The organism is Caballeronia arationis (genome assembly GCF_001544975.2).
Lineage (GTDB): Bacteria > Pseudomonadota > Gammaproteobacteria > Burkholderiales > Burkholderiaceae > Caballeronia > Caballeronia arationis.
The window spans coordinates 1-23,147 of record NZ_FCOG02000062.1; the positions used below are offsets into that span (position 1 = coordinate 1).

A 23,147-nucleotide genomic window follows, 5' to 3' on the forward strand; every position below is an offset into this window, starting at 1 on the left:
CGCGGGGTGGAGCAGTCTGGCAGCTCGTCGGGCTCATAACCCGAAGGTCGTAGGTTCAAATCCTACCCCCGCAACCAGGATTCAAATCAAAAAGCCCGGCTCGCCGGGCTTTTTGATTTTCTGCTTCAGATACCGCGGTGCGTTGGGTGACCCGATCCACGCTCAGCCACGATAATCCCAGCGCCACAAACACGAAAAGCCTGCATGACATTCGAGTCATGCAGGCTTTTTCTTATTCATCATCCGTCCGGCGCCTGGACGCGCTCGGGTCCAGACAGGTCGACATCATCACCCGTTGCAGGGCGCCAGCCAGATTTTGGCGCACATCGCTCGAAGTGCCCGGCGCCGCGAATCAGGCAATCGAGCAGGCAGCCAAGCCGGCGATCACGCGCCTCACATCAATAAAACTTTTTCGGCAACTGGGCGCGACGGATTTGCTTGCGCAGACGAGCGACAGCAGCAGCTTTCTTGCGCTTGCGCTCGGTGGTGGGCTTTTCGTAGGCCATGCGCGATTTGAGTTCCTGAATCAGGCCCGTGCGTTCGACGGTACGGCGAAAACGACGCATGGCGACGTCGAAAGGCTCGTTCTCTTTCAACAGTACTTTAGTCATTGAGTTCTCGGTTGATCTGGCCCTGCCAGAAATTAGGGCAAAGCGCAATTGTACACTTTTTGAGAGCCGAACTGAACCGTCATCGTCGGAACGCGACCAGGACGGGTCCGGGATTGCAATCGTATGTCGTTGAATGGAGACGACAAATCCTGAATTACCCGCGCCCGGACGCGCTAGAACCCGCGCGAGGGCGAGCGGCGCGTTGCGGTGGATTGCTCCGTCGCCGCGGGCTGCTCGATCGTGACGTCCGATTCGGCGAGCGCGACGCACGGCAGGACCCAGCCATCGCGCTTTTCCTCGGCGGCGAGGCCGGGCCATTCGATCCGGTAGCGCACGTCGCCCGCCGCGAGCCGGCACATGCACGCACGGCAGGTGCCGTTGCGGCACGAACTCGGCAGGCGGATGCCGGCGCGCGCGGCGGCTTCCATCAGCGACGCGCCGTCCTCGACGACGACCTCGCGCCCGAGCGGCTCGATGCGCAGCGTCTTCATGCGTTCGTGCAGCCGAAGGCGCGCGTCACGGCGAGTCGGGCGCGATCGACGCGCGGCCGTGCGTGAGATCGCGCAGTTCGGCGGCAGCCGCCTCGCGCGATGCGAGCGGCATCCGGATCACGAGCCGCACGCTCATGTCGTACGCGTGCTCGACCAGTTCGCAGCTCTGTTGCTCGATCCAGCGCCGCACGCGCGCTTCGTCGGCGTAATCGACTTCCACCGTGAGCAGGCCGCGCTCGATCCGTTCGATGCGCTCGGCTTTCTGCATCGCGGTCGCGATGGCGTCGGTGTAGGCGCGCACGAGCCCGCCCGCCCCGAGCTTGATGCCGCCGTAGTAGCGCACGACGGTCGCGAGCACGCCGTCGACTTCGTGATGGCGCAGCACTTCCAGAATCGGCCGACCGGCGGTGCCGGAGGGCTCGCCGTCGTCCGACATGCCCGACTGGCCGCCCGCGAGCAGGGCCCAGCAGACGTGCGTCGCGCCCGGATGCTCGGCGCGCAGCGCGTCGAGCTCGCGCATCGCGGACTCGCGATCGGCGACGGGAAGTACGCGCGCAATGAAGCGGCTCTTTCGAATGTCGAGTTCGGCGGCGACGGCGGCAGCGAGGGTGTACGTGGCCAAATGCGGGAGGGGTCGAAAAGGTGAATCAGCGGTCGTTGAATCGGGCTTCGGCGGCGCGCGCGATCAAACCGCAATGGTAACGGCTTCGCGCGTCGGCCCGTGCGGATGCGGACGCGTCGATTGGAAGGAGCGCGTGCGTCATCCGTGGCCGGACGCGGCATGCGTCCCCGCATCGCGCTCGCCGAGCGAGCGCTGCATCAGCACCGTATCGACCCATTGGCCGTGCTTGAACCCGACCTGGCGCAGCACGCCGACGTGCTCGAACCCGAGCCGCGCATGCAGCGCGATCGACCCCGCGTTGCCGCTGTTGCCGATCACCGCGATCACCTGCCGCCACGGCCCCGCCTCGCAGCGCGCGATGAGTTCGGACAGGAGCGCCATGCCGATGCCGCGCCCGTTCATGCCGTCGGCGATATAGACCGAATCCTCGATCGTATGCCGGTACGCCGAGCGCGCCCGGTATGCCGTCGCATACGCGTAGCCAAGCACCGCGCCGTCGGCTACGGCTACGAGATACGGCAGGCGCGCCCCGACGACGGCCGCATGGCGCGCGCGCATTTCATCGACGCCGGGCGCGACTTCCTCGAAGGTCGCGAGCGCGTTTTCAACGTAGTGCGCATAGATGCGCGCGATGGCATCGAAGTCGGCGGGCGTCGCGTCGCGCACGACGGGAGATCGGTGCGTGTTCGGGGTGCCTGGGTTCATGGCGTCAGCTTGCATCGCGGGATTGGCGGGCGGGTTTTCGGTCGGACGATTTTCGCATGGCCGGGCGCTTGCAGGCGACGCCCAAAAAAGCGTTGGCCGGCCGTGCGGCAGACCACCAACGCGACGAGTTTTACGTTAAAGAAACCATTGAGTCGCGCGGGCGCCGCCCTCTACACTAGGTCGTTTGGCGAATGCTGCGCGCGGGACGACTACGGCGCGACCAGGCGCGTCAATTCCATGAGTACATCACCGAACACATCAGCGAAGCAGGTTCCGATCGGCCGGCCGGACGGCCGCAGGCGTTAGCTATCTGGATGGCATGTCGCGCCGCGACGAGGTTTTTGCAACGTTCCGCGGCGAGAGGGCGATAACACGCAATGAAAAAACTTCGACGCTCGAGCCTGGCGGTGTTTCTCGCCGCCGTGGTGCTGGTTGCGGCGCTTGCGCCGGCCGCACTCGGCTTGCTATTCGCCCAGCGCAGCCTGCGCGCGGAGGAGGCCGGGCAGCTCAACCGCATGGCCGACGCCGCGCTCGTGCAGGCCGAGGACGTGACGCGTCATCTATCGAGCGCGCTCGGCGAGATCGGGCGGGTCTCGGACGAGCCGTGCACCGCACCCTACCTGCAGGAGTTGCGCCGCATCGTCCTTGCCCACCGCGCGGTGCGCGACGCCGGCGCGATCGATCACGCCGGCCGCTGGCAATGCTCGTCGCTCCTGGGCGCGGTCGCGCTGGGCGCGCTCGGCGGCCGCGCGCTGCCGCCGCCTGACTGGCGCGGCACCGATGGCGTGACCGCGTGGTTCCGGCTCCTGCACATGCCGGGCGGCGAGCAGTCGTTCGTGCTCGGCCGCAACGGCTATTACGTCGCCGCCGATCCCGCCGCGTATGTCGACGGCGTCGAGACGAGAATGAGCGACGGCCCGACGCCCGCGAGCGGTCTCGGCGTGATCAACACGGAAGCGAGCCGCGTCATCGCGATGACACCGAGCGCCGATCCGTCGCTGCTGCTCGCCCTGTATCGCGAGCCGGTGCAACCCGGCTACTTCGATGCGCCCTATGTCGTGCGCCGCTCGGGGACGATGCCGATCGCGGTCGTCGTGAGCGCGCCGCGCGAGCCGTTGCCCGAACGCCTGCGCAGCCTGCCGTGGGGATGGCTCCTCGGCGGTGTGGCGGCGGGTGTCGCGCTCGCGGGCTGGGCGGCGTTCTTCATCGTGCGCCACATGTCGCCGCGCGGGCAGTTGAGCGACGCGGTGCGGCGTCACCAGTTCATCGTCGCGTACCAGCCGATCGTCGATCTCGCGACGCGCCGCTGCGTCGGCGCCGAGGCGCTTGTGCGCTGGAAGCATCACGACCGCATCGTGCGGCCCGATCATTTCATTCCGCTCGCCGAGCATCGCGGCCTGATCCAGGCGATCACCGACCAGGTCCTCGACACCGTGCTGCTCGAACTCGGCGAGTTCCTGAAGCGTTACCCCGAGTACTACGTGTCGATCAACCTGAGCGCGGGCGACCTCACCACGCCGCGCTTTCTCGAGGTGCTGCGCGCGGCGCTCGCCCGGCAGAAGGTGCGACCGGAACAGATCCGCATCGAGGCGACCGAGCGCGGCTTTCTCGACGCCGAGGCGGCGAAGGAAGTGATCGGCGCGTTTCGCGATGCCGGCCATCCGGTCTATATCGACGACTTCGGCACCGGCTATTCGAGCCTCTCGCACCTGCAGAACTTCCACGTCGACGCGCTGAAGATCGACAAGTCGTTCGTCGATACGATCGGGCAGGACGCGGCGTCGAGCAGCGTGGCGTCGCATATCATCGAAATGGCCGGGACGCTCGACGTTCAGGTGATCGCGGAGGGCATCGAGCGCGAGGAGCAGGCAAGCTACCTGCACGCGCGCGGTGCGCAGTTCGGCCAGGGCTGGCTCTTTTCGCCGCCGCTCACGGCGGCCGAGTTCATCCGCTATGTCGGCAAGATGAGGAAGGGCTGAGGCCGCACGATGCGCTTGGTTTTTTGCATCGAAGCCCCATCTATTGCGCTTCCCGTCATGCATTCAACCGAGAGCGACCGCCATGAACGACCAAGCCGCGACGACCTTCCTCAACGACGTCCGCCATCCGCTGCTCACGCTGCACCGGAGCATGCTCGCCGAATTGCGCGCGCGGCACGAGGCCGAGTTCGGGCCGGTGTCGCCGGGTGAATTCCTGCAGATCGTGATCAACGGCTCGGCGTATCGCTGGCTCTCGCCGCTTTCGACGCTGATCGCCGCCCTCGACGATGTCCTCGACGACGCCGAGGCGAAGGCGCAGGATCGCGTCGAAATCGCGACGTCGGTCGTCGCGATGTTCTCGGCGAAAACGCGCGACCCCGCATTCGCCGACCAGTACCTGCCGCTCCTGCAGTCGAGCCCGGAGATCGCGCTCGCGAACGGCCAGGTCGCGCGGCTCGTGCGATCGGTCGCGCCGGAAACGCCCGCAACGGACGACTGACGGTCTATCGAAAAAGCGACCGAAAACCTGCGAATTTCGCGCACGCCGCGCGTGCGGGTTTTCCGGGTCGCCGGGCAGGCCGTGCCTTGTCCGAAGCGGCATTGCGCTCCCGCAGGGCAGCGCGCGCCTCGTGCTGCACCGCAATAAATTCGTCCCGTCGCATTTGAGCAATTGATTTTCGCTTGCGAGTATCGGCGCCAATCGCTGGATTCTCACGGATTTCTCTGTGAGATCCAGACGATGCCGATTCGAAAATCAGACGGAGACGCAAGTGTTCCTATACGGCTATGGCCCGCTGCTGCTCGCGGGCGCCAGACAGACCATCGCGCTCGCGGTGCTTTCCCTCGCGGTATCGGTCGTGCTCGGATTGCTGGGCGCGTCGGCGAAACTGTCGCGCTACGGCTTCTTGCGCGCGATCGCCACGGGCTACACGACGCTGATCCGCTCGGTTCCCGATCTCGTGCTGATGCTGTTGCTCTTCTACAGCATCCAGATCGCGGTGAACAACCTGACCGACGCCTTCGGTCTCGACCAGTTCGACATCGATCCCTTCACGGCGGGCGTGCTCACGCTCGGCTTTATCTACGGCGCGTATTTCACCGAGACCTTTCGCGGCGCGTTCCTCGCGGTGCCGCGCGGCCAGTTGGAAGCGGGCAGCGCCTACGGCATGAGCGGCATGCGCGTGTTCGGCCGCATCCTGTTTCCGCAGATGATGCGCTTCGCGCTGCCGGGCATCGGCAACAACTGGCAGGTGCTGGTCAAGGCGACGGCGCTGGTGTCGATCATCGGTCTCGCCGATATCGTCAAGGCCGCGCAGGACGCCGGCAAGAGCACGTTCAACATGTTCTTCTTCATCCTTGTCGCGGCGGCCGCCTATCTCGCGATCACGACGGCGTCGAACGTCGTGCTGATGCTGCTCGAACGCCGCTATTCGACGGGCGTCCGTCACGCCGACCTTTAATCCGGAGCACCGGCCATGATCCAGATCTTCGCCGAATACTGGCGTCCGTTTCTCTATTCCGACGGCCTCCGCGCGTCGGGCCTCGTGGTGACGCTGTGGCTTCTGGTGGCGTCGATCGCGCTCGGCTTTGCCGCGGCAGTGCCGCTCGCGTGTGCGCGGGTGTCGAAGAACCGCCGGCTTTGCACGCCGGTGCGCCTCTACACGTACGTCTTTCGGGGCACGCCGCTCTACGTGCAACTGCTCCTGCTCTACACCGGCATGTACAGTCTCGAATTCGTGCGCACGCAATCGCTGCTGGAGGCGTTCTTTCGCAGCGGATTCAATTGCGCGATCCTTGCATTCGCGCTCAACACCTGCGCCTACACGACCGAGATCTTCGCGGGTGCGATCCGCGCGATTCCTCACGGCGAGGTCGAAGCGGCCCGCGCTTACGGCATGGGCACGTTCACGATGTACCGGCGCGTGATCCTGCCGTCCGCGCTGCGCCGCGCCTTGCCTCTCTACAGCAACGAGGTCATCCTGATGCTGCATGCCACGACCGTCGCATTCACGGCGACCGTGCCGGATATCCTGAAGGTCGCGCGCGATGCGAATTCGGCGACGTATCAGTCGTTTGAATCGTTCGGGATCGCCGCGCTGATGTATCTCGCGATCTCGTTTGCGCTCGTGGCCGCGTTCAGGAAGGCGGAGAAGCGCTGGCTCGGCTATCTTGGCACCGGTCGCCGCTGAGCCGCCGCCAGGCCGCCGCTCGTCAGCGGCTAGAATCGCATTGCATTCACCAGTCATCACCCGGGAGAACGAGTTGGAGCCAACCGCCAAAGACACCGCGACGAAGCTCGTGGCAGAGGACATTCACAAGCGCTACGGCGACAACGAAGTGCTCAAGGGCGTCTCGCTCGCGGCGCGCGCCGGCGACGTGATCAGCATCATCGGCGCGAGCGGCTCGGGCAAGAGCACGTTCCTGCGCTGCATCAATTTCCTGGAGCGGCCGAACGCGGGGCAGATTATCGTCGACGGCGAGGCCGTGCGCACGAAGCCCGATCGCGCGGGCAATCTCGACGTCGCCGATCACAAGCAATTGCAGCGCGTGCGCACCAAGCTCGCGATGGTGTTCCAGCACTTCAACCTGTGGTCGCACATGACGGCCATCGAGAACGTGATGGAGGCGCCGATGCACGTGCTCGGCCTGTCGAAGAAGGAAGCCGAGGACCGCGCGCGCACCTATCTGGAGAAGGTCGGCCTCGCGCCGCGCATGGAGAAGCAGTATCCGTCGCACCTGTCGGGCGGCCAGCAGCAGCGCGTCGCGATCGCCCGCGCGCTCGCGATGCATCCCGATGTGATGCTCTTCGACGAACCGACCTCCGCGCTCGATCCGGAACTCGTCGGCGAAGTGCTGAAGGTGATGCAGAAGCTCGCGGAAGAAGGGCGCACGATGATCGTCGTGACGCACGAGATGGGGTTCGCGCGCAACGTGTCGAATCACGTGATGTTCCTGCATCAGGGACGCACCGAAGAAGAGGGCGCGCCAGCCGAGGTGCTGACCAGGCCGACGAGCGAGCGGCTCAGGCAGTTCCTGTCCGGCAGCCTGAAGTAACGCTGTGAGCGTCAGTCCCGCTACGGTTTCGAGGCCGCTTTCGGTCGCGATCGTCGCGTTGCCGCCGTGTTCGATGAGCGGCATCGGGCCGATCGTCGACAGCCTGAATCTCGCCAACGAAATCGACGGCCATCGTCTTTACGACTGGCGCGTCTGTTCCTGGGACGGGCGGCCCGTGCCGCTCTCGGGCGGCGCGCAGCTTCCTGCCGACGCCGCTTTCGGCGATGCCATCCAGTGCGACTGGCTGATCGTCGTGTCCGAGCGCTACCAGCAATTCGCCGACTACCGGCTCTTTCTCGCGAGTCTCGCGCGCGTGGCGACGCGCACGCCGCTCGTGACCGGCATCCATCATGGTGTGTGGTGGCTCGCGATGGCGGGGCAACTGAGCGCGTATCGCGTCGCCGTGAACTGGGAGACGTATCAGCAATTCGCCGAGCAGTTCGAGCGCACGATCGTCACGCAGCAGATTTTCGAGATCGACCGTGACCGCGCGACCTGTGCGGGCGGGCAGTCCACCGTCGACTTCATGCTGGCGATGGTCGCGCGCGATCATGGCCGCGATCTTGCTGAACGCATCGCGGATTCGCTCGGCATCGGCGTGCTGCGCGCGGGTGAGGAGCGGCAGCGGATTCCGTTCGTGACCGCGCCCGGCGAGCGTCATCCGCGGTTAAACGATGCGTTGCAGTTGATGGAAGCGAATATCGAAGATCCGCTTGCCACGGATGAGATTGCCCGGCTCGTCGGGATTTCGCGGCGGCAGCTGGAGCGGCTGTTCCGGCAGTATCTCGGTTCAATGCCGTCGAAGTATTACCTCAACCTGCGGCTTTCCAAGGCACGCACGCAGTTGCAGAGGACGAGCAAGTCGGTGGTGCAGATCAGCCTTGCGTGCGGGTTTGCTTCGGCGGCGCACTTTTCCAATGCGTACCGCGACCGGTTCGGGGTCACGCCTCGCGAGGAGCGGCGCAACTGGATCGAAAAGCACCGGACGGAGGGCGCGGTCGAGCCGCGCGGTGGGGCCATGATCGAGGCTCGGTGAGGGCCGGGGTGCACGTGGACCGGTTCATGGTTCTGCGCTTCTGTGGAACTTGTCTTCTTAGTGGTCTATTAGCTCTGCCCCTGTCCGGGGCGGGACTTACTTTCTTTGCTGCTGCAAAGAAAGTAAGCAAAGAAAGCAGCTTTTTCAGGCAGCAGTCACCGCACGTCCAACGCACGAGCAATACCGAGTGGCCCAGCGCCTAAGTGTCGCCCTCAAAGGACCACCGGGCTTGGCGCGCGGCACGCACTGTGTCATCGCGCAGTGAACGAGTTGGCACAGCAGTCATTCATCCGTTTTCGCTTCGCTGGGCGAGAGGTACATCCGTCGCGCGGTTGAGGTTCGCGGTCGTTGCAGTCCGCTGGTTTTCGATTGTGCCCCTCGTCCGAGCGAAGCGCGGACGGACCGGAACGCAGTGCATACCACTCCGTTGGAGTTTTTGAGGTGTCAGTGCGTGCGCGCGCCAAGCCCGGTGGTCCTTTGAGGGCGACACTTAGGGGCTGGGCCAGTTAGTGATGCGAGGGCGGTGACGTTTTGCCTGAAAAAGCTGCTTTCTTTGCTTACTTTCTTTGCAGCAGCAAAGAAAGTAAGTCCCGCCCCGGACAGGGGCAGAGCTAATAGACCGATAAGAAGGCAAGTTTCGTGGAAGCGTCTGAGCATCAGACGGTGTTGAACCCCAACCCCAGCGCCACCGCCACCGGTAGAACCATGTCGCGAACACGCAAGACGCCAATCGCGCGATTACCTAATATGGGTGATAACGCAGCGGCAGCAGCAAAAACCGACCAAAGGAGTGGACTCATGACCGACATCAACGTAACGCGCGGCACTTTCGACGAAGTGATGGTCCCGGTATTCGCGCCGGCGAATTTCGTGCCCGATCGCGGACGCGGCTCGCGCATATGGGACACCGAAGGCCGCGATTACATCGACTTCGCCGGCGGCATCGCGGTCACGGCGCTCGGCCACGCGCACCCCGAACTGCTGAAGGTGCTCCACGAACAGGGCGAAAAGCTCTGGCACATCGGCAACGGCTATACCAACGAACCGGTTCTGCGTCTCGCCAAACGGCTGACCGACCTGACCTTCGCCGACCGCGCCTTCTTCGCCAATTCCGGCGCCGAAGCAAACGAAGCCGCGCTCAAGCTCGCGCGCCGCTACGCCATCGAAAAGTTCGGGCCCGAGAAGATCGAGATCCTCTCGTTCACGCAGTCGTTTCACGGCCGCACGTTCTTTACCGTCAGCGTCGGCGGCCAGCCGAAATACGCGGAAGGCTTCGGCCCGCAGCCAGCCGGCATCCGGCACCTGCCGTACAACGACCTGCCGAAAGCGCTCGACGCGATCGGCGCGAAGACATGCGCCGTCATCGTCGAGCCGATCCAGGGCGAAGGTGGCGTGCTGCCCGCCGATCCCGCGTTCCTCGAAGGTTTGCGCCAGGCCTGCGACGAGCACGGCGCGCTCCTGATCTTCGACGAAGTACAGACGGGCGTCGGCCGCACGGGCTCGCTCTACGCATATATGCAGTACGGCGTGACGCCCGACATCCTCACGACCGCGAAGGCGCTCGGGAACGGCTTCCCCATCGGCGCCATGCTGACGACCGACGAGATCGCCGCGCACTTCAAGGTCGGCGTGCACGGTACGACCTACGGCGGCAATCCGCTCGGCGCGTCGATCGCGGAGAAGGTGGTCGAGCTGATCAGCGACCCGAAACTGCTCGCGGGCGTCGGCGAGCGCAGCGAGGCGATCAAGGCGCATCTCGCGCGCATCAACGAGCGCTTCGGCCTGTTCAAGGAGATTCGCGGCAAGGGCCTCCTGATCGGCGCGGAACTCGCCGACGCCTACAAGGACCGCGCGAAGGACGTGCTCAACGCGGCCGCGGCAAACGGCGTGATCATGCTTATCGCCGGGCCGAACGTGCTGCGCTTCGCGCCGTCGCTCGTGATGCCGATGGCCGATCTCGACGAAGGCTTCGCCCGCATCGGCAAAGCGATCGCCGAAGTGGTAGGCGAAGCCGTTGCGGCGCGCTGATTCCGAACCCTCGATACTGGAACCGATGATGCTATTCGTCCGACCGGCAAGACTCTCCGATCTCGACGCGCTCGAACGGATGGCGCGCGCGGCGCATCCCGTGCTGCATTCGCTGCCGCGCGACCGTCATGCGCTCGAAACGCGTGTCGCACTTTCAGAGGATTCGTTTCGCGCTGAAGTCGATTTTCCGGGCGAGGAGTTCTACCTCTTCGTGCTGGAGGATTCGGAGACGGGCGCGCTGCATGGCACGTCGAGCATCGTGGCGTCGGCGGGCTATTCGGAGCCGTTCTACGCGTTTCGCAACGACGCGCTGATTCACGCGTCGCGCGAACTGAAGGTGAACCGCAAGATCCACGCGCTCACAATGTCGCACGAACTTACCGGCAAGAGCCGGCTGACGGGCTTCTATATCGACCCGGCCCTGCGCGACGAAGCCAGCAACGATGCCGCCGCGCATCTGCTCTCGCGCGCCCGCATGCTGTACATCGCGGCGAACCGCAAGCGCTTCTCGGACGAAGTGTTCTCGCTGATGCTCGGCGTGACCGACGACGCAGGCGTGTCGCCGTTCTGGGAAGCGGTCGGGCGCAAGTTCTTCGGACGCGATTTCGAGCAGGTCGAACTGGAGTCGGGCGGACGCAGCCGCACGTTCATCGCGGAAGTGATGCCGAGCTATCCGCTCTATGTGCCGCTTTTGCCCGCCGAAGCACAGCGCGTGCTCGGCGAGCCCGACGAGGGCGCGCTGCTCGCGTATGACATCCATCTGGAGGAAGGCTTCGAGCCGGATCGTTTCGTCGATATCTTCGACGCCGGTCCGGTCCTGACGATCGCGGTGGAACGTAGCGCGTCGGTCACGACCAACGAGCTGCGCACGGTATACGACGGCGCTGCACCTGCCGGTACGCCGTATCTCGTGACAGCGGGCGGCGCGCATTCGTTTCGCTGCGCGCTCGCAACCTTGCCACCGACGCGTGTCGACGGCGCCACGCTCACCGCGCCAATGCGCGAGACGCTCGGCGTGACGGAAAAGGACACGGTGCGTTGCGTGCCCTTGCATCTGGCCTCGGGAGAACTGCAATGATCGTCGTGCGCTCTGTGCTGCCCGGGGACGTGGACGCGCTCGTCGCGCTCGCTCGCGAGACGGGTCCCGGACTCACCACTTTCAAGCCCGACCGCGACGCTCTCACTGCGCGCGTCGATCGCGCGCGCCGCACGCTCGCGGGCGCGGCCGAGCCGTATGAAGCGGGCTACTTCTTCGTGATGGAAGACTCCGCGACGGGCGATATCGCGGGCGTGTGCGGCATCGAAACGGAAGTCGGCCTCGAGCAGCCGTTCTACAACTACCGCGTGTCGACGGTCGTGCATGCGAGCCGTGACCTGGGCGTGTGGACGAAGATGTCGTTGCTCAACATCTCGCACGACCTGACCGGCTACGCCGAGGTGTGTTCGCTTTTCTTGAGCCCGCGCTATCGCACGGCGGGCGTGGGTGGCCTGCTGTCGCGCTCGCGCTTCATGTTCATCGCGCAGTTCCGCGAGCGCTTTCCGCAACGCCTGTGCGCGGAATTGCGCGGTCACTTCGACGACAGCATGGAGTCGCCGTTCTGGAATGCGGTCGGCTCGCACTTTTACCAGATCGGTTTCAACGAAGCCGACTATCTCAGCTCGCACGGCAAGAAGTCGTTTCTGGCCGAACTGATGCCGCGTTATCCGGTGTATCTCGACCTCCTGCCGGAGACTGCGCAGCAGGTGGTCGGCGTGACGCATCGCGACACCGCGCCCGCGCGCAAGATGCTCGAAGCGGAAGGGCTGCGCTACGAGAATCATGTCGACATCTTCGATGCCGGCCCGGTGCTCGAATGCCACATCGCCGACTTGCGCACGGTCCGCGAGAGCGTGCTGGTGCAGGTGCGCATCGGCGAGCGAGACGGCGAGAGTGACGCGCGCAGCCTCGTATCGAACACGTCGCTCGACGATTTCCGTGTCGGCGCTACGCTCGGCGTGCCGGAAGACGGCACGTTCCTGTTGACGGCCGAAGAAGCCGCCGCATTGCGCGTGAAGGAAGGCGACACGGTGCGCGTGCTCGCATCGCAACCGCGCACGAAGACCGCCGCCTGAAGCTATCAAGGACTTACGATGACACTCTCGAATCAGCTTTATATCGACGGCGCATGGATCGAAGGGAAGGGCGCGCCGTTCGCTTCGCGCAATCCTGCGACCGACGAACTCGCATGGGAAGGCCGTAGCGCCGACGCAGCCGATGTCGATCGCGCCGTCGCCGCCGCGCGGCATGCGTTCGCTTCATGGTCGGCCCTTTCGTTCGACGAGCGCGTCGGCATCGCGAAGCGTTTCGCCACGCTGCTCAACGACAACAAGGAAGACCTCGCGCGCACGATCGGCCGCGAGACCGGCAAGCCGCTCTGGGAAGCGCGCACCGAAGTGGCATCGATGGCCGCGAAGGTCGATATCTCCGTGCAGGCCTATCACGAGCGGACCGGCGAGAAGCGCGCGCCGATGGCCGATGGCGTCGCGGTGTTGCGTCACCGGCCGCATGGCGTCGTCGCGGTGTTCGGGCCGTACAACTTCCCCGGGCACCTGCCGAATGGACACATCGTCCCGGCGCTGATAGCGGGCAATGCCGTGGTGTTCAAGCCCTCGGAACTCGCGCCGGGCGTGGCCGCTGCGACCGTTGCGTTGTGGGCTCAAGCGGGGCTTCCCGCAGGCGTGCTGAACCTCGTGCAAGGTGAAAAGGACACGGGTGTCGCGCTCGCGAATCACCGGCAGATCGACGGCCTCTTCTTCACCGGCAGTTCGGACACCGGCACGCTGTTGCACAAACAGTTCGGCGGCCGGCCGGAGATCGTGCTCGCGCTGGAGATGGGCGGCAACAATCCGCTCGTCGTCGCGCCGGTCGAGGACATCGACGCCGCCGTGCATCACACGATCCAGTCGGCGTTTTTGTCGGCGGGGCAGCGCTGCACCTGCGCGCGACGCCTCTTCGTCCCCGACGATGCATTCGGCGCGCGCTTCATGGCGCGCCTGACCGAAGTGACATCGAAGATCCGCTACGGCGCTTTCGATGCCGATCCGCAGCCGTTCATGGGCGCGGTAGTCTCGGCGCGCGCCGCTGCGAAGCTCGTGGCCGCGCAGACGCAACTGATCGAAGCGGGCGCGAAGCCGGTCCTCGAAATGACGCAGCGCGACTCGCGACTCGGCCTCGTGTCGCCCGCGATCCTCGACGTGACGAGCGCCCGCAACATTCCCGACGAAGAACACTTCGGCCCGATGCTGCAGGTCACGCGCTACACGACAATCGACGATGCGATCAAGCGCGCGAACGACACGGCCTACGGCCTGTCCGCCGGTCTGCTCGCCGACGACGAATCCGCCTGGACGCACTTCCAGCGCACGATCCGCGCCGGCATCGTCAATTGGAATCGGCCGACCAATGGCGCTTCGTCGGCGGCGCCGTTCGGCGGCATCGGGCGCTCGGGCAACCAGCGGCCGAGCGCGTATTACGCGGCCGATTACTGCTCGTACCCGATGGCGTCGGTCGAAAGCGCGCAGTTGCAGATGCCCGCAAGCGTGTCGCCCGGACTCGAATTCAAATAATTGCGCGAAGGACTCATGATGCAAGCATTCGAAGCGAACTTCGACGGGCTCGTCGGCCCGACGCACAACTACGCGGGGCTGTCGTTCGGCAACGTCGCGTCGCGCAACAACGAGAAGTCGGTGGCGAACCCGAAGGCCGCGGCGAAGCAGGGCTTGCGCAAGATGAAGCAGCTCGCGGACCTCGGGTTTCATCAGGGAGTGCTGCCGCCGCTCGAACGGCCGTCGCTCAAGTTGTTGCGCGAGCTGGGCTTCACCGGCAGCGACGAAGCCGTGATCGAGCGCGCCGCGCGCGAAGCTCCCGAACTGCTTGCGGCGGCGAGTTCCGCTTCCGCGATGTGGACGGCGAACGCGGCGACGGTCAGCCCTTCGGCGGATACGGCCGACGAGCGCGTGCACTTCACGCCGGCCAATCTCGCGAGCAAGCTGCATCGCGCGATCGAGCACGGCGAGACGCGCCGCTCGCTGTCCGCGATCTTCGCCGACGAGGCGCGCTTCCGGATTCACCACGCGCTGCCCGGTACTCCCGCGCTCGGTGACGAGGGCGCGGCGAACCACACGCGTTTTTGCAGCGAGTACGGCGTGCGCGGCGTCGAGTTCTTCGTGTACGGGCGCAGCGAGTACAGCCAGGGGCCGCAGCCGCAGCGCTTCCCGGCGCGCCAGACGCTGGAGGCGAGCCGCGCGGTTGCGCGCCTGCACGGCCTGAGCGAGCGGACGACGGTGTTCGCGCAGCAACTTCCTGACGTGATCGACGCGGGCGTCTTTCACAACGACGTGATTGCGGTCGGCAACCGCACCACGCTCTTCTGCCATCAGCGTGCGTTCCTCGATCAGCCGAAGGTCTACGGCGAACTGCGGGCGAAACTCGACGCGCAGGGTGCCGGATTCACGGCGATCGAAGTGCCGGAGGACGAGGTGAGCGTCGAGGACGCGGTTTCGTCGTATCTCTTCAACAGCCAGTTGCTGACGCGTCCGGACGGGCGGCAGGTGCTCGTCGTGCCTCAGGAATGCCGCGAGAATGCGCGCGTCGCGAAGTACCTCGATTCGCTCGCGACCCGCTCGACGCCAATCGATGATGTGCTTGTCTTCGATCTGCGCGAGAGCATGAAGAATGGCGGCGGTCCGGCGTGCCTGCGTCTGCGAGTCGTGCTGAACGACACCGAGCGCGCGGCGGTCAACCCGGGCGTCTGGATGAACGACACACTGTTCGCGCGCCTCGACGCGTGGATCGACGCGCATTACCGCGACCAGCTCGCACCCGCCGATCTCGCCGATCCGAAGCTGCTCGCCGAGTCGCGCGCGGCGCTCGACGAACTCACGACGATCCTCGGACTGGGTGCCATCTATGACTTCCAGCGCTGAAGGCGCGATGCTCGCCGACCTGCTGTCGTTCGTGCTGGCCGGCAAGCGGCCGGCGTTGTCGGAGGGCACGGCTCCTTCGGGCGTGCGCTGGACCTGGCTCGGCGACGGCATCGTGAGCCTCGAACCGCAAGGCGAGGCGACGCATAGCGTGATCGCATCGGCGGGCATTCACGGCGACGAAACCGCGCCGATCGAAATCCTTTCGACGCTCGTCGCCGACATCGCGAGTGGCGCGGCTGCGCTTGAAGCTCGCATGCTTGTGATCCTCGGCAACATTGCGGCGATGCGCGCGGCGGACCGCTATCTCGACGACGATCTCAACCGGCTCTTCAACGGCCGCCATCTCGCCTTGCCCGCGAGCCGCGAAGCACCGCGTGCGGCGCAACTCGAAGACGCCGCGCTCGCATTCTTCGCTGGCGCGCCGCAGGCCGCGCATCCGAAGTGGCACGTCGACATGCACACGGCGATCCGCGCGTCGGTCTTCGAGCAGTTCGCGCTCTTGCCGCACACGGGCGCGCCGCTGTCGCGCGCGATGTTCGACTGGCTGCGCGACGCGCATCTCGAAGCGGTGCTGCTGCATCGCGAGAAGTCGAACACGTTCACGCATTTCACTGCCGAGCGTGCGGGCGCGCTGTCGTGCACGCTCGAACTCGGCAAGGTGCGGCCGTTCGGGCAGAACGATCTCGCGCGCTTCGCGGCGTCGGACCGCGCGTTACGGCGGCTCATCGCGGGAGAGACAGCCGTCGATGCGGCGAGGCCGTTGCGCGTGTTCACCGTCGTCGGCCAGATCGACAAGCAAAGCGATGCATTCCAGCTCGACGTTGCGAGCGACGTGTCGAATTTCACACCGTTTCCTGCCGGCACCGAACTCGCGCGCGATGGCGATTATCGCTATCGCGTGACGCACGACGAAGAGCGCATCGTGTTTCCCAATCCGAAGGTGAAGCCGGGGTTGCGCGCCGGCCTGATGGTCGTCGATACGACCGACGAGACGCTTGCAGCGCTCGCCTGACGCTTTTGCCCACGCCATATCGCTTGCGCGTCAGCGACATTCGCTTGCCAGTTTTTTCTTCATGTCCGGATGACTCGAATCGCGCTGCTTCGCCGCACGGCAAGCTGGCGCGGGAATCCGGCGCGCTACAATCGCGGCCCGCTCGTCTGTTGCGATGCGTCATCGCGACTCTCCGCGTTTGAAGCGTCCTTATTGCGAGGCGATGCTGCGAGCACCGGCATCGCGACACATACGCCGCACGGATAGAACGAAGAGACGAAGCACCCATTGGAGGACATCGAGTTGAACACCCTGTTTTCGCTGAATCGCAAGGTCGCGGCTTTCGCGATCGCGGCCACCGCGGCACTGACCACACTTGGCGCGCATGCCGCCGACATGAAGGAAATCCGTTTCGGCGTCGAGGCGTCGTATGCGCCGTTCGAATCGAAGTCGCCGGGCGGCGAGCTGATCGGCTTCGATATCGACGTCGGCAACGCCGTCTGCGCGAAGCTGAAAGTGAAGTGCGTATGGGTCGAGAATTCGTTCGACGGCCTGATCCCGGCGCTGCAGGCGCGCAAGTTCGACGGCATCAATTCGGACATGACGATCACCGACAAGCGCCGCACCGCGATCGATTTCACCGATCCGATCTACACCATCCCGAACCAGCTGGTCGCGAAGAAGGGCAGCAACATCCTGCCGACTGCGGAGAGCCTGAAGGGCAAGCACGTCGGCGTGCTGCAGGGCTCGATCCAGGAGACTTACGCGAAGGCCAGGTGGGCGCCAGCGGGCGTCGACGTGCAGTCGTATCAGGCGCAGGACCAGATCTATGCGGACGTGGCTTCCGGGCGCCTCGACGCCGCGTTCCAGGATGCCGAGGCGGCGTCGAAGGGCTTTCTTAAGATGCCGCAGGGCGCGGGTTTCGCGTTCGCAGGACCGGCGGTGTCGGATGAAAAGCTGCTCGGCGCGGGTGTCGGATTCGGTGTGCGCAAGAACGATCGCGCGCTGAAGGATGCGCTCAATCGCGCGCTGAAGGAACTGAAGGACGACGGGACCATCGACAAGCTCGCCGCGAAGTACTTCGATGTGAAGGTGGTGTTGAAGTAGGGCAGGGACTTCGCGAGAAGCCGTCCGTTTCGATAAGGCGGACGGCTTGTTTCTTCTACGCTGCTACAGGGCCATGTACACAGCGGCGAGGTAGTCAGCGAGGTCGTCGCGCCCGATGCTTCCTTCTGCTACATACACCATGACTTCCACCAACTCGCTTTCCAGTTCCGGAGTCGAAGTCAGGTCGTAGTTTTCCAGTCCGAGATACGTCAGAGCGCACACAAGCGCCGTTCGCTTGTTGCCGTCGTTGAACACATGACCTCGCGCAATGGCAACGGCGTACATGGCGGCAATGCCGAAGACGTCGTTTAGCCCCGCGTAATGGGCATGATTTTCCACTCTTGCCAGTACTGCCTCGACGCCACCGGGGCCGGCGTGAGCGAATCCCGAGAGCCCTCCCTCGCGGGCCAGGATCTCGTCATGGACTGCTCGCACATACTCGGCGTCGAGTAGCATCAGCGCTTCGCAAGTTCCTTGATCGCGACGTTGTGCGTGCTGATCACCTTGCGCACGGCCTCCATCACGCGCTCCCGCGCCTCCGGCGTTGACATGTCGACGGGATTGCCCGAACTCGGCGGGATCTTCTTGCGCGGGGGCAGTGTGCCAGCCGCGAATCTGCCGATTTTTTTATGTTCCATCACGAGTTCCATCCATTTGCAGGCCGAGAACTCATTCTACCTGCCGGAAGATCGCGAAAAGCAGGCAAGCTTCAACCCGATGCCCCGATCACCACCGTACAAGTCGTCCCCGCCGACAGCACCATCCCCGCCGGCACTTCGTCGATGTGAACCCGCACCGGCACGCGCTGCGCGAGCCGCACCCAGTTGAACGTCGGGTTCACGTCCGCGAGCAGTTCGCGGCTCTCGGGATTATCGCGGTCGTAGATGCCGCGCGAGATGCTCTGAACGTGGCCTTTCAGCACGCCGCCGCTCATCAGCCGCATCTCGGCCTGATCGCCGATACGCACGTGCGGCAGCTTCGTCTCCTCGAAGTAGCCGTAGACCCAGAACGAATGACTGTCGACGATGGCGAGCTTCGGCGTCCCGGCCGTCGCATAGTCGCCGCGATAGACGTTCAGGTTGGTCACGTAGCCGTCGACGGGCGAATACACCTTCGTGCGTTCGAGATTGAGTTGCGCGGCATCGAGCGCGGCCTGCGCCTGCTGCAATTGCGCCTCGGCGGTCGAGGCCGCCTGGGTCGCGTTCTCGCGCTGTTCACGCGATACGACGAGGCTGTCCATGTCGGCGCGACGGGCGGCGTCGGCGCGGCGCGAGCGCAACTCGGCCTGGCGCGCGGCGACGTTCGCCTGCGCCTGCTGCACGGCGATCCGGTAATGCGACGGATCGATCTCCATCAGCAGTTCGCCCTTCTTCACGAACTGGTTGTCGGCGACGGGCATCGTCACCACCGCGCCCGACACGTCCGGCGCGACGTTGATCACGTTCGCGCGCACGCGGCCGTCGCGCGTCCACGGCTCGTCCATGTAGTGGACCCACAGGGCGCGTCCTATCAGGATGGCGGCGGCGAATATCACCGCCGTCAGAATGAAACCCACGATTTTTCGAATGATCATGATGCGACTCGTTGTAGCTTGGGTGAACGGATGCGCCTAGCCGTAGACGGCGAGGCCGATGAGCCCGCAGACACACACGAGCAGGCTGGCGCGAAACAGCGACGGGTGCCACACGACGCGATAGAGACCCGTCAGCGCGAGCCCGCGGTCGATCAGCCAGGTCAGGAACGCGCCCGCGACGAACAGCAGCAGGATGGTCGGCACATAGGCTTCGAGGATCGCGATGCTACGCGGCATGGTGTGCTCCCTGGTTCAGCGGTGCGGTGCGCGCGTCGCGTTTGTCCGCGTTGAACGGATCGAGCGGCGACTGCGGATCGAGCAGCGCGGTGCGGATGAAATGCAAATGGCTCAGGATGCGCTGCAGCCGGTGACGCTCGTCGCGCGGCGGGCGCTGGGCGTCGAGCTGCTGCTGCAACTGCTCGATCGCCTGCGACGTCGATGCCAGCGCAGCGCTGAAACGCTCCGCATTGGGTTTGTCGAAGAGACGCGCGACGGCGTCGAGCGTCGTCGCGGTGGAGCGGCGCCACGGTGCGTGGCTGCTTTCACCGCCGAGCGCGGCGAGTTCCTCGCGCAGGTCGATCACCGCGTGGCCGACTTCGAGCACCGCGAAGAGCCATTGGAGGGCATCGCGCTGCACGTCGGGACGATTCGCCGCGAGCGCGTTGATCTGCGAAAACAGGTCGCGCGTGCGGCTCTCGAAGCGCGTCGCAAGCCGCGAGCCGAATCCCGCAACCAATCCCGAGAGACGCGCGCGGCAGCCCGCCACCACTTCGCGCCGCAAATCGGCGAGCAGCAGGCGCCGCAGCCATGGTGCGTCGGTCGGCAGGAGCACGGCGAACGCAATTGCGGAAACGAGCATCGACAGCACGAGCGCGATGGCGTCGTTGATGAAACCGGTCGGATCGTAGTGCGTGAGGTTGTCGGGGCCGGCCAGGAAACAGAAGAAGATGCAGTAGCCGACACCGACGCCCATCAGGTTGCGGCGCGTGCTAAGCCAGCTGCCGAGCATCAGGAACGGCACGAGCGCGGCCGACAGCAGCAGGAAACCATCCATGCGCGGATACAGCCCGAACACGACGATCATCCCGGCGAGCATTGCGAGCATCGTGCCGCTCGCCATCTGGAACGCCATCAGCGTCGGCTTCGGCGACGACGACGCGAGCGCGCACACCGCCGCGGCGTTCAGCACCATCGTGCCGCCGCTCGGCCAGGCGGTCGCGATCCAGAACGCGCCGAGCGCGAGCATCACGATCGCCGTGCGCACGCCGGAGACGCTCGCCGCGAGCAGGTTGGTGCGCGGCACGTAGCGCGCGATCCAGTGCTCGCGCTCGTGCGTCGGCACCGCGAGCGACGCGTAGGTCTGCGCATAAGCGAGCAGGTCGTCGACGAAGCGGTAAAGCAGCTCGGACGCGGTGTCGAATTCGAGCAGTGCGAAGTCGTGCCGCGTGGCGAGTCCGGTGCGCGTTGCGCGGATGCGCTTCGGCAACGCGGCCTTAAATTCCGCGAGTTGCGCGGCGGCATGCGCGGCATCGGTGGCGTTCATCACCGGTTCGCCCGACTTGTTCAGAAGTGGCGCGACTTCCTGGAAATATGGTTCGAGCGCGGCGACGGTAATCGCCGAGCCATTCGCGCGCAACCGGTTCATCAGTTGGTGCAGCGCGTGCAGGCGCGTCGACGCGCTCATGAACTCGCTGTTCAGCCGCGCGAGCCGCCCGCTTTTCATGCGCGTCTCGGGATGCTCGAACACGGCCACGCTGCGCGCGGCTTCGAAGCCGACGATATCCGCGACGAACCCCGCGTTGGTCGCCTCGATCTGAGGACGGTCCATGCGGCCCGACAGCGCGCGGCACACATAGTCGACGAAACCGCTGAAGCGGCGCCGCACCGTGGTCTTGATCTGCTCGCCGGCGTGCTGCGGAAAGACGAGCGCGCTCACCGCGCCCGCGCACAGGATGCCGAGCGACACTTCGGAGACGCGCGTGAGTGCCGAGAGGAACGCGCCGTCGGGATGTTGCGCGGCCGGAATGCCGATCAGCGCCGCCGTGTAGCCCGCGAGCACGAAGCCGTACGAACGGAAGTTGCGATTGCGCGCGGCGCCGGCGGTGCAGAGGCCGACCCAGAGCGACGTCGCCGTGATGAAGAGCACCGGCTGCTGCGAGAAGAGGCTGATCAGCACGAGCATCACGACCAGCCCGACCATCGTTCCGCAGAACCGGTAGAAGCTCTTCGCGAGCACCATGCCGCTCTGCGGCTGCATCACGACGAAGACGGTCGTCATTGCGGTGCGCGGCTGCGGCATGTCGAGGCGCATCGCGATCCAGAGCGTCAGGAGCGCGGCGAGGACCGCCTTGAAGATGTAGATCCAGGCGAGGCCTTCGGTTTGCGCCCAGTGCGCGAGCGCAGCACGAAGCGAGGTTTGTGGGAGCGGGGTGGTGGACATTGGCGTGGCCTTATTTCGCGCTTGCGGTCTTCGACGCGGCGAGACCGCGCAGCGGGCCGATATGCTTCGAAGGGGCGAGCGTGCCGTCGTCGGGACCGTTCGACGGATCGTCGAGTCCGCCGCCAAGCGCCGCCTGCAGCGACGCATAAGCCGCGAGCCGTTCCGCGCGCACGCGCGCCTCGCCGTCCTGCGCGCGCAGAAGCTGCGTCTGCGCGATGAGCACGTTGAGATAGTCGGTGAGCCCGCGCCGATAGCCCTCGTTCGCCAGCCGATAGTTCTTGCTGGCCGCCGCGACCGAGCGGCCCGACGCCTCCAGCTGCGAATCGAGCGAGTGCATGCGCACGACCTGATCGGCGATTTCCCTCAGCGCGCCGACCAGCGTGCCGTTGTAATGCTCGACCGCCTGATCGTATTGCGCCGACGCCGCGCCGAGCTGCGAGCGCAGGCGCCCGCCTTCAAAAATCGGCAGCGTAATGGCCGGACCCGCGCTGAAACCGGTTCCGGTCCCGCCCAGGAACGTGAGCAATGCACCGCCCGCGGCCATCTGGCTCACCGACGCGAGCAAGTTGACGTTCGGATAGAACTCGGCCTTCGCGACATCGATGCCGCGCGCCTGCGCGGCCACCATCCAGCGCGCGGCGACGACGTCCGGCCGGTGTCCGACGAGTTCCGCCGGCAGCGCGGACGGCAAACCGAGCGGTTGTCCGAGGGACAGCACCGGCCGCGCGAGCGACGCGCCCGCGCCCGGCCCCTCGCCAGCGAGCGCGGCGAGCTGGTTGCGGGCGAGTTCGATCGCTTCGTTCTGGATATCGACTTGGCGCTCGTATTCAGGCAGCGGCGTCTCGGCCTGGCTCACTTCGAGCTGCGTGCCGAGACCGCCCGCGAGGCGCCGGCGCGCGAGGTCGACGATCTTCTGCTGCTGTTCGAGCGTCTGCTGCGCAATGTCGAGCAGCGCGTAACTCTGCGACATGCCGATGTACGCCCGCACCACGTTCGTTTCGAGTTCGATTTGCGCGGCGCGCGCGTCGGCGGCGCTCACGTGCGCGGCGTCGAGCGCGCGTTCGGTGGCGTTCTCGTTGCGGCCCCACAGGTCGAGGTCGTAGGACAGCGAGAGGGCGGCCGTGTTGTTCCAGGTGGTCGTGTCGTTGAAGGTGCCCGGGCCGTAATAGCCGTTTTCCGGCCAGCCCTTGCGCGTGACGGACAGCGAACCGTCCACGTGCGGCGCGAGCGCCGAGCGCGCGATGCCCGCCATCGCGCGCGCTTCACGCACGCGGGCGGCCGCGATCGCAAGCGTCGGGCTGCCCGCGTTCGCGCGCTCGACCCAACTATTGAGCTGCGGATCGCCGTATGCGCGCCACCATTGTTCCAACGGCCAGCCGGCCTCGCCATCGGCGGCGCGGATCGCAGCGCCGGCGTCGAGCGTCGAGGCCTGATTCAGGGTGGATTCGGGAGCGACATTTCCCGTGCTGGCGCAACCGGCTATTGTTAAGAGAACTGCAAGAGCCGCGATGGCGATGGCTCGTTTCGATACCGGCGCTGACACGA

23 protein-coding genes and 1 tRNA gene are annotated in these 23,147 nt (G+C 65.6%); 14 read left to right on the plus strand and 10 right to left on the minus strand.

The features are described 5' to 3' along the window. Positions 1 to 77: transfer RNA gene (locus AWB81_RS27280), tRNA-Met, on the plus strand. A 321-nt stretch (positions 78 to 398) separates the two neighbouring features. Here the strand turns inward: AWB81_RS27280 and rpsU are convergent. From rpsU to AWB81_RS27300, 4 genes are all read right to left on the minus strand, one after another. Further along, positions 399 to 611: a 30S ribosomal protein S21 gene (gene rpsU / locus AWB81_RS27285; protein WP_006999077.1), complete on the minus strand. Its 213-nt coding sequence runs from the start codon at positions 609 to 611 to the stop codon at positions 399 to 401. Between the two features lie 173 nt (positions 612 to 784). Further along, the gene (locus tag AWB81_RS27290; protein WP_062639647.1) at positions 785 to 1,102 is read right to left on the minus strand and encodes a 2Fe-2S iron-sulfur cluster-binding protein; all 318 of its coding nucleotides are present in this window, start codon (positions 1,100 to 1,102) and stop codon (positions 785 to 787) included. A 25-nt stretch (positions 1,103 to 1,127) separates the two neighbouring features. After that, on the minus strand, positions 1,128 to 1,724 hold the full coding sequence (locus AWB81_RS27295) for an IMPACT family protein (protein WP_062639648.1): 597 nt from the start codon (positions 1,722 to 1,724) through the stop codon (positions 1,128 to 1,130). 138 nt (positions 1,725 to 1,862) lie between these two features. Next, positions 1,863 to 2,429 carry a GNAT family N-acetyltransferase gene (locus AWB81_RS27300; RefSeq protein WP_200822560.1) on the minus strand — a complete coding sequence of 189 codons (567 nt, stop codon included), beginning with the start codon at positions 2,427 to 2,429 and terminating at the stop codon, positions 1,863 to 1,865. A gap of 377 nt (positions 2,430 to 2,806) precedes the next feature. Between AWB81_RS27300 and AWB81_RS27305 the strand changes: the two genes are divergently transcribed. The 13 genes from AWB81_RS27305 (at position 2,807) to AWB81_RS27370 (ending at position 17,589) form a co-directional block, all read left to right on the plus strand. Beyond that, a complete protein-coding gene (locus AWB81_RS27305; RefSeq protein ID WP_062639650.1) occupies positions 2,807 to 4,408 on the plus strand; it encodes an EAL domain-containing protein in 1,602 nt (533 codons plus the stop codon). Positions 4,409 to 4,490: 82 nt separating this feature from the next. Then, the gene (locus tag AWB81_RS27310) at positions 4,491 to 4,907 is read left to right on the plus strand and encodes a hypothetical protein (RefSeq protein ID WP_062639651.1); all 417 of its coding nucleotides are present in this window, start codon (positions 4,491 to 4,493) and stop codon (positions 4,905 to 4,907) included. A 271-nt stretch (positions 4,908 to 5,178) separates the two neighbouring features. Next, positions 5,179 to 5,868, plus strand: a complete 690-nt coding sequence (locus tag AWB81_RS27315) for an ABC transporter permease (protein WP_062639652.1) — start codon at positions 5,179 to 5,181, stop codon at positions 5,866 to 5,868. Between the two features lie 15 nt (positions 5,869 to 5,883). Then, the gene (locus AWB81_RS27320; protein WP_062639653.1) at positions 5,884 to 6,597 is read left to right on the plus strand and encodes an ABC transporter permease; all 714 of its coding nucleotides are present in this window, start codon (positions 5,884 to 5,886) and stop codon (positions 6,595 to 6,597) included. Positions 6,598 to 6,670: 73 nt separating this feature from the next. Next, positions 6,671 to 7,462: an ABC transporter ATP-binding protein gene (locus AWB81_RS27325; RefSeq protein ID WP_062639654.1), complete on the plus strand. Its 792-nt coding sequence runs from the start codon at positions 6,671 to 6,673 to the stop codon at positions 7,460 to 7,462. A gap of 73 nt (positions 7,463 to 7,535) precedes the next feature. After that, complete coding sequence (locus AWB81_RS27330) at positions 7,536 to 8,498, plus strand: GlxA family transcriptional regulator (protein WP_087135231.1); 963 nt, start codon at positions 7,536 to 7,538, stop codon at positions 8,496 to 8,498. 798 nt (positions 8,499 to 9,296) lie between these two features. Then, positions 9,297 to 10,526 carry an aspartate aminotransferase family protein gene (locus AWB81_RS27340; protein WP_062639656.1) on the plus strand — a complete coding sequence of 410 codons (1,230 nt, stop codon included), beginning with the start codon at positions 9,297 to 9,299 and terminating at the stop codon, positions 10,524 to 10,526. A 28-nt stretch (positions 10,527 to 10,554) separates the two neighbouring features. After that, positions 10,555 to 11,604 carry an arginine/ornithine succinyltransferase subunit alpha gene (aruF, locus tag AWB81_RS27345; RefSeq protein WP_062639678.1) on the plus strand — a complete coding sequence of 350 codons (1,050 nt, stop codon included), beginning with the start codon at positions 10,555 to 10,557 and terminating at the stop codon, positions 11,602 to 11,604. Beyond that, a complete protein-coding gene (gene astA / locus AWB81_RS27350) occupies positions 11,601 to 12,638 on the plus strand; it encodes an arginine N-succinyltransferase (protein ID WP_062639657.1) in 1,038 nt (345 codons plus the stop codon). Before aruF ends, astA begins: the two co-directional genes overlap by 4 nt. A gap of 18 nt (positions 12,639 to 12,656) precedes the next feature. Continuing rightward, a complete protein-coding gene (gene astD, locus AWB81_RS27355; RefSeq protein WP_062639658.1) occupies positions 12,657 to 14,132 on the plus strand; it encodes a succinylglutamate-semialdehyde dehydrogenase in 1,476 nt (491 codons plus the stop codon). A gap of 18 nt (positions 14,133 to 14,150) precedes the next feature. Next, positions 14,151 to 15,491 carry an N-succinylarginine dihydrolase gene (astB, locus tag AWB81_RS27360; RefSeq protein WP_062639679.1) on the plus strand — a complete coding sequence of 447 codons (1,341 nt, stop codon included), beginning with the start codon at positions 14,151 to 14,153 and terminating at the stop codon, positions 15,489 to 15,491. After that, the gene (astE, locus tag AWB81_RS27365) at positions 15,475 to 16,503 is read left to right on the plus strand and encodes a succinylglutamate desuccinylase (protein WP_062639659.1); all 1,029 of its coding nucleotides are present in this window, start codon (positions 15,475 to 15,477) and stop codon (positions 16,501 to 16,503) included. Before astB ends, astE begins: the two co-directional genes overlap by 17 nt. 291 nt (positions 16,504 to 16,794) lie before the next feature. Then, positions 16,795 to 17,589, plus strand: a complete 795-nt coding sequence (locus AWB81_RS27370; protein WP_235025930.1) for an ABC transporter substrate-binding protein — start codon at positions 16,795 to 16,797, stop codon at positions 17,587 to 17,589. A gap of 63 nt (positions 17,590 to 17,652) precedes the next feature. Here the strand turns inward: AWB81_RS27370 and AWB81_RS27375 are convergent, their stop codons facing one another. The 6 genes from AWB81_RS27375 to AWB81_RS27400 all read right to left on the minus strand — a co-directional run bounded on the left by AWB81_RS27375 (position 17,653) and on the right by AWB81_RS27400 (position 23,145). After that, complete coding sequence (locus AWB81_RS27375) at positions 17,653 to 18,045, minus strand: type II toxin-antitoxin system death-on-curing family toxin (RefSeq protein WP_062639660.1); 393 nt, start codon at positions 18,043 to 18,045, stop codon at positions 17,653 to 17,655. Next, a complete protein-coding gene (locus AWB81_RS27380; protein WP_143753643.1) occupies positions 18,045 to 18,227 on the minus strand; it encodes a hypothetical protein in 183 nt (60 codons plus the stop codon). The genes AWB81_RS27375 and AWB81_RS27380 overlap by 1 nt, the downstream gene beginning before the upstream one ends. Positions 18,228 to 18,298: 71 nt before the next feature. Continuing rightward, entirely contained in the window at positions 18,299 to 19,162 is an 864-nt protein-coding gene (locus tag AWB81_RS27385; RefSeq protein WP_062639662.1) for an efflux RND transporter periplasmic adaptor subunit, read from the minus strand. A gap of 36 nt (positions 19,163 to 19,198) precedes the next feature. Next, complete coding sequence (locus tag AWB81_RS27390; protein WP_062639663.1) at positions 19,199 to 19,399, minus strand: DUF1656 domain-containing protein; 201 nt, start codon at positions 19,397 to 19,399, stop codon at positions 19,199 to 19,201. Then, positions 19,389 to 21,602 carry an FUSC family protein gene (locus tag AWB81_RS27395; RefSeq protein WP_062639664.1) on the minus strand — a complete coding sequence of 738 codons (2,214 nt, stop codon included), beginning with the start codon at positions 21,600 to 21,602 and terminating at the stop codon, positions 19,389 to 19,391. The genes AWB81_RS27390 and AWB81_RS27395 overlap by 11 nt, the downstream gene beginning before the upstream one ends. Before the next feature lie 10 nt (positions 21,603 to 21,612). After that, positions 21,613 to 23,145: an efflux transporter outer membrane subunit gene (locus tag AWB81_RS27400; RefSeq protein ID WP_062639665.1), complete on the minus strand. Its 1,533-nt coding sequence runs from the start codon at positions 23,143 to 23,145 to the stop codon at positions 21,613 to 21,615. Positions 23,146 to 23,147 lie beyond the last annotated feature (2 nt).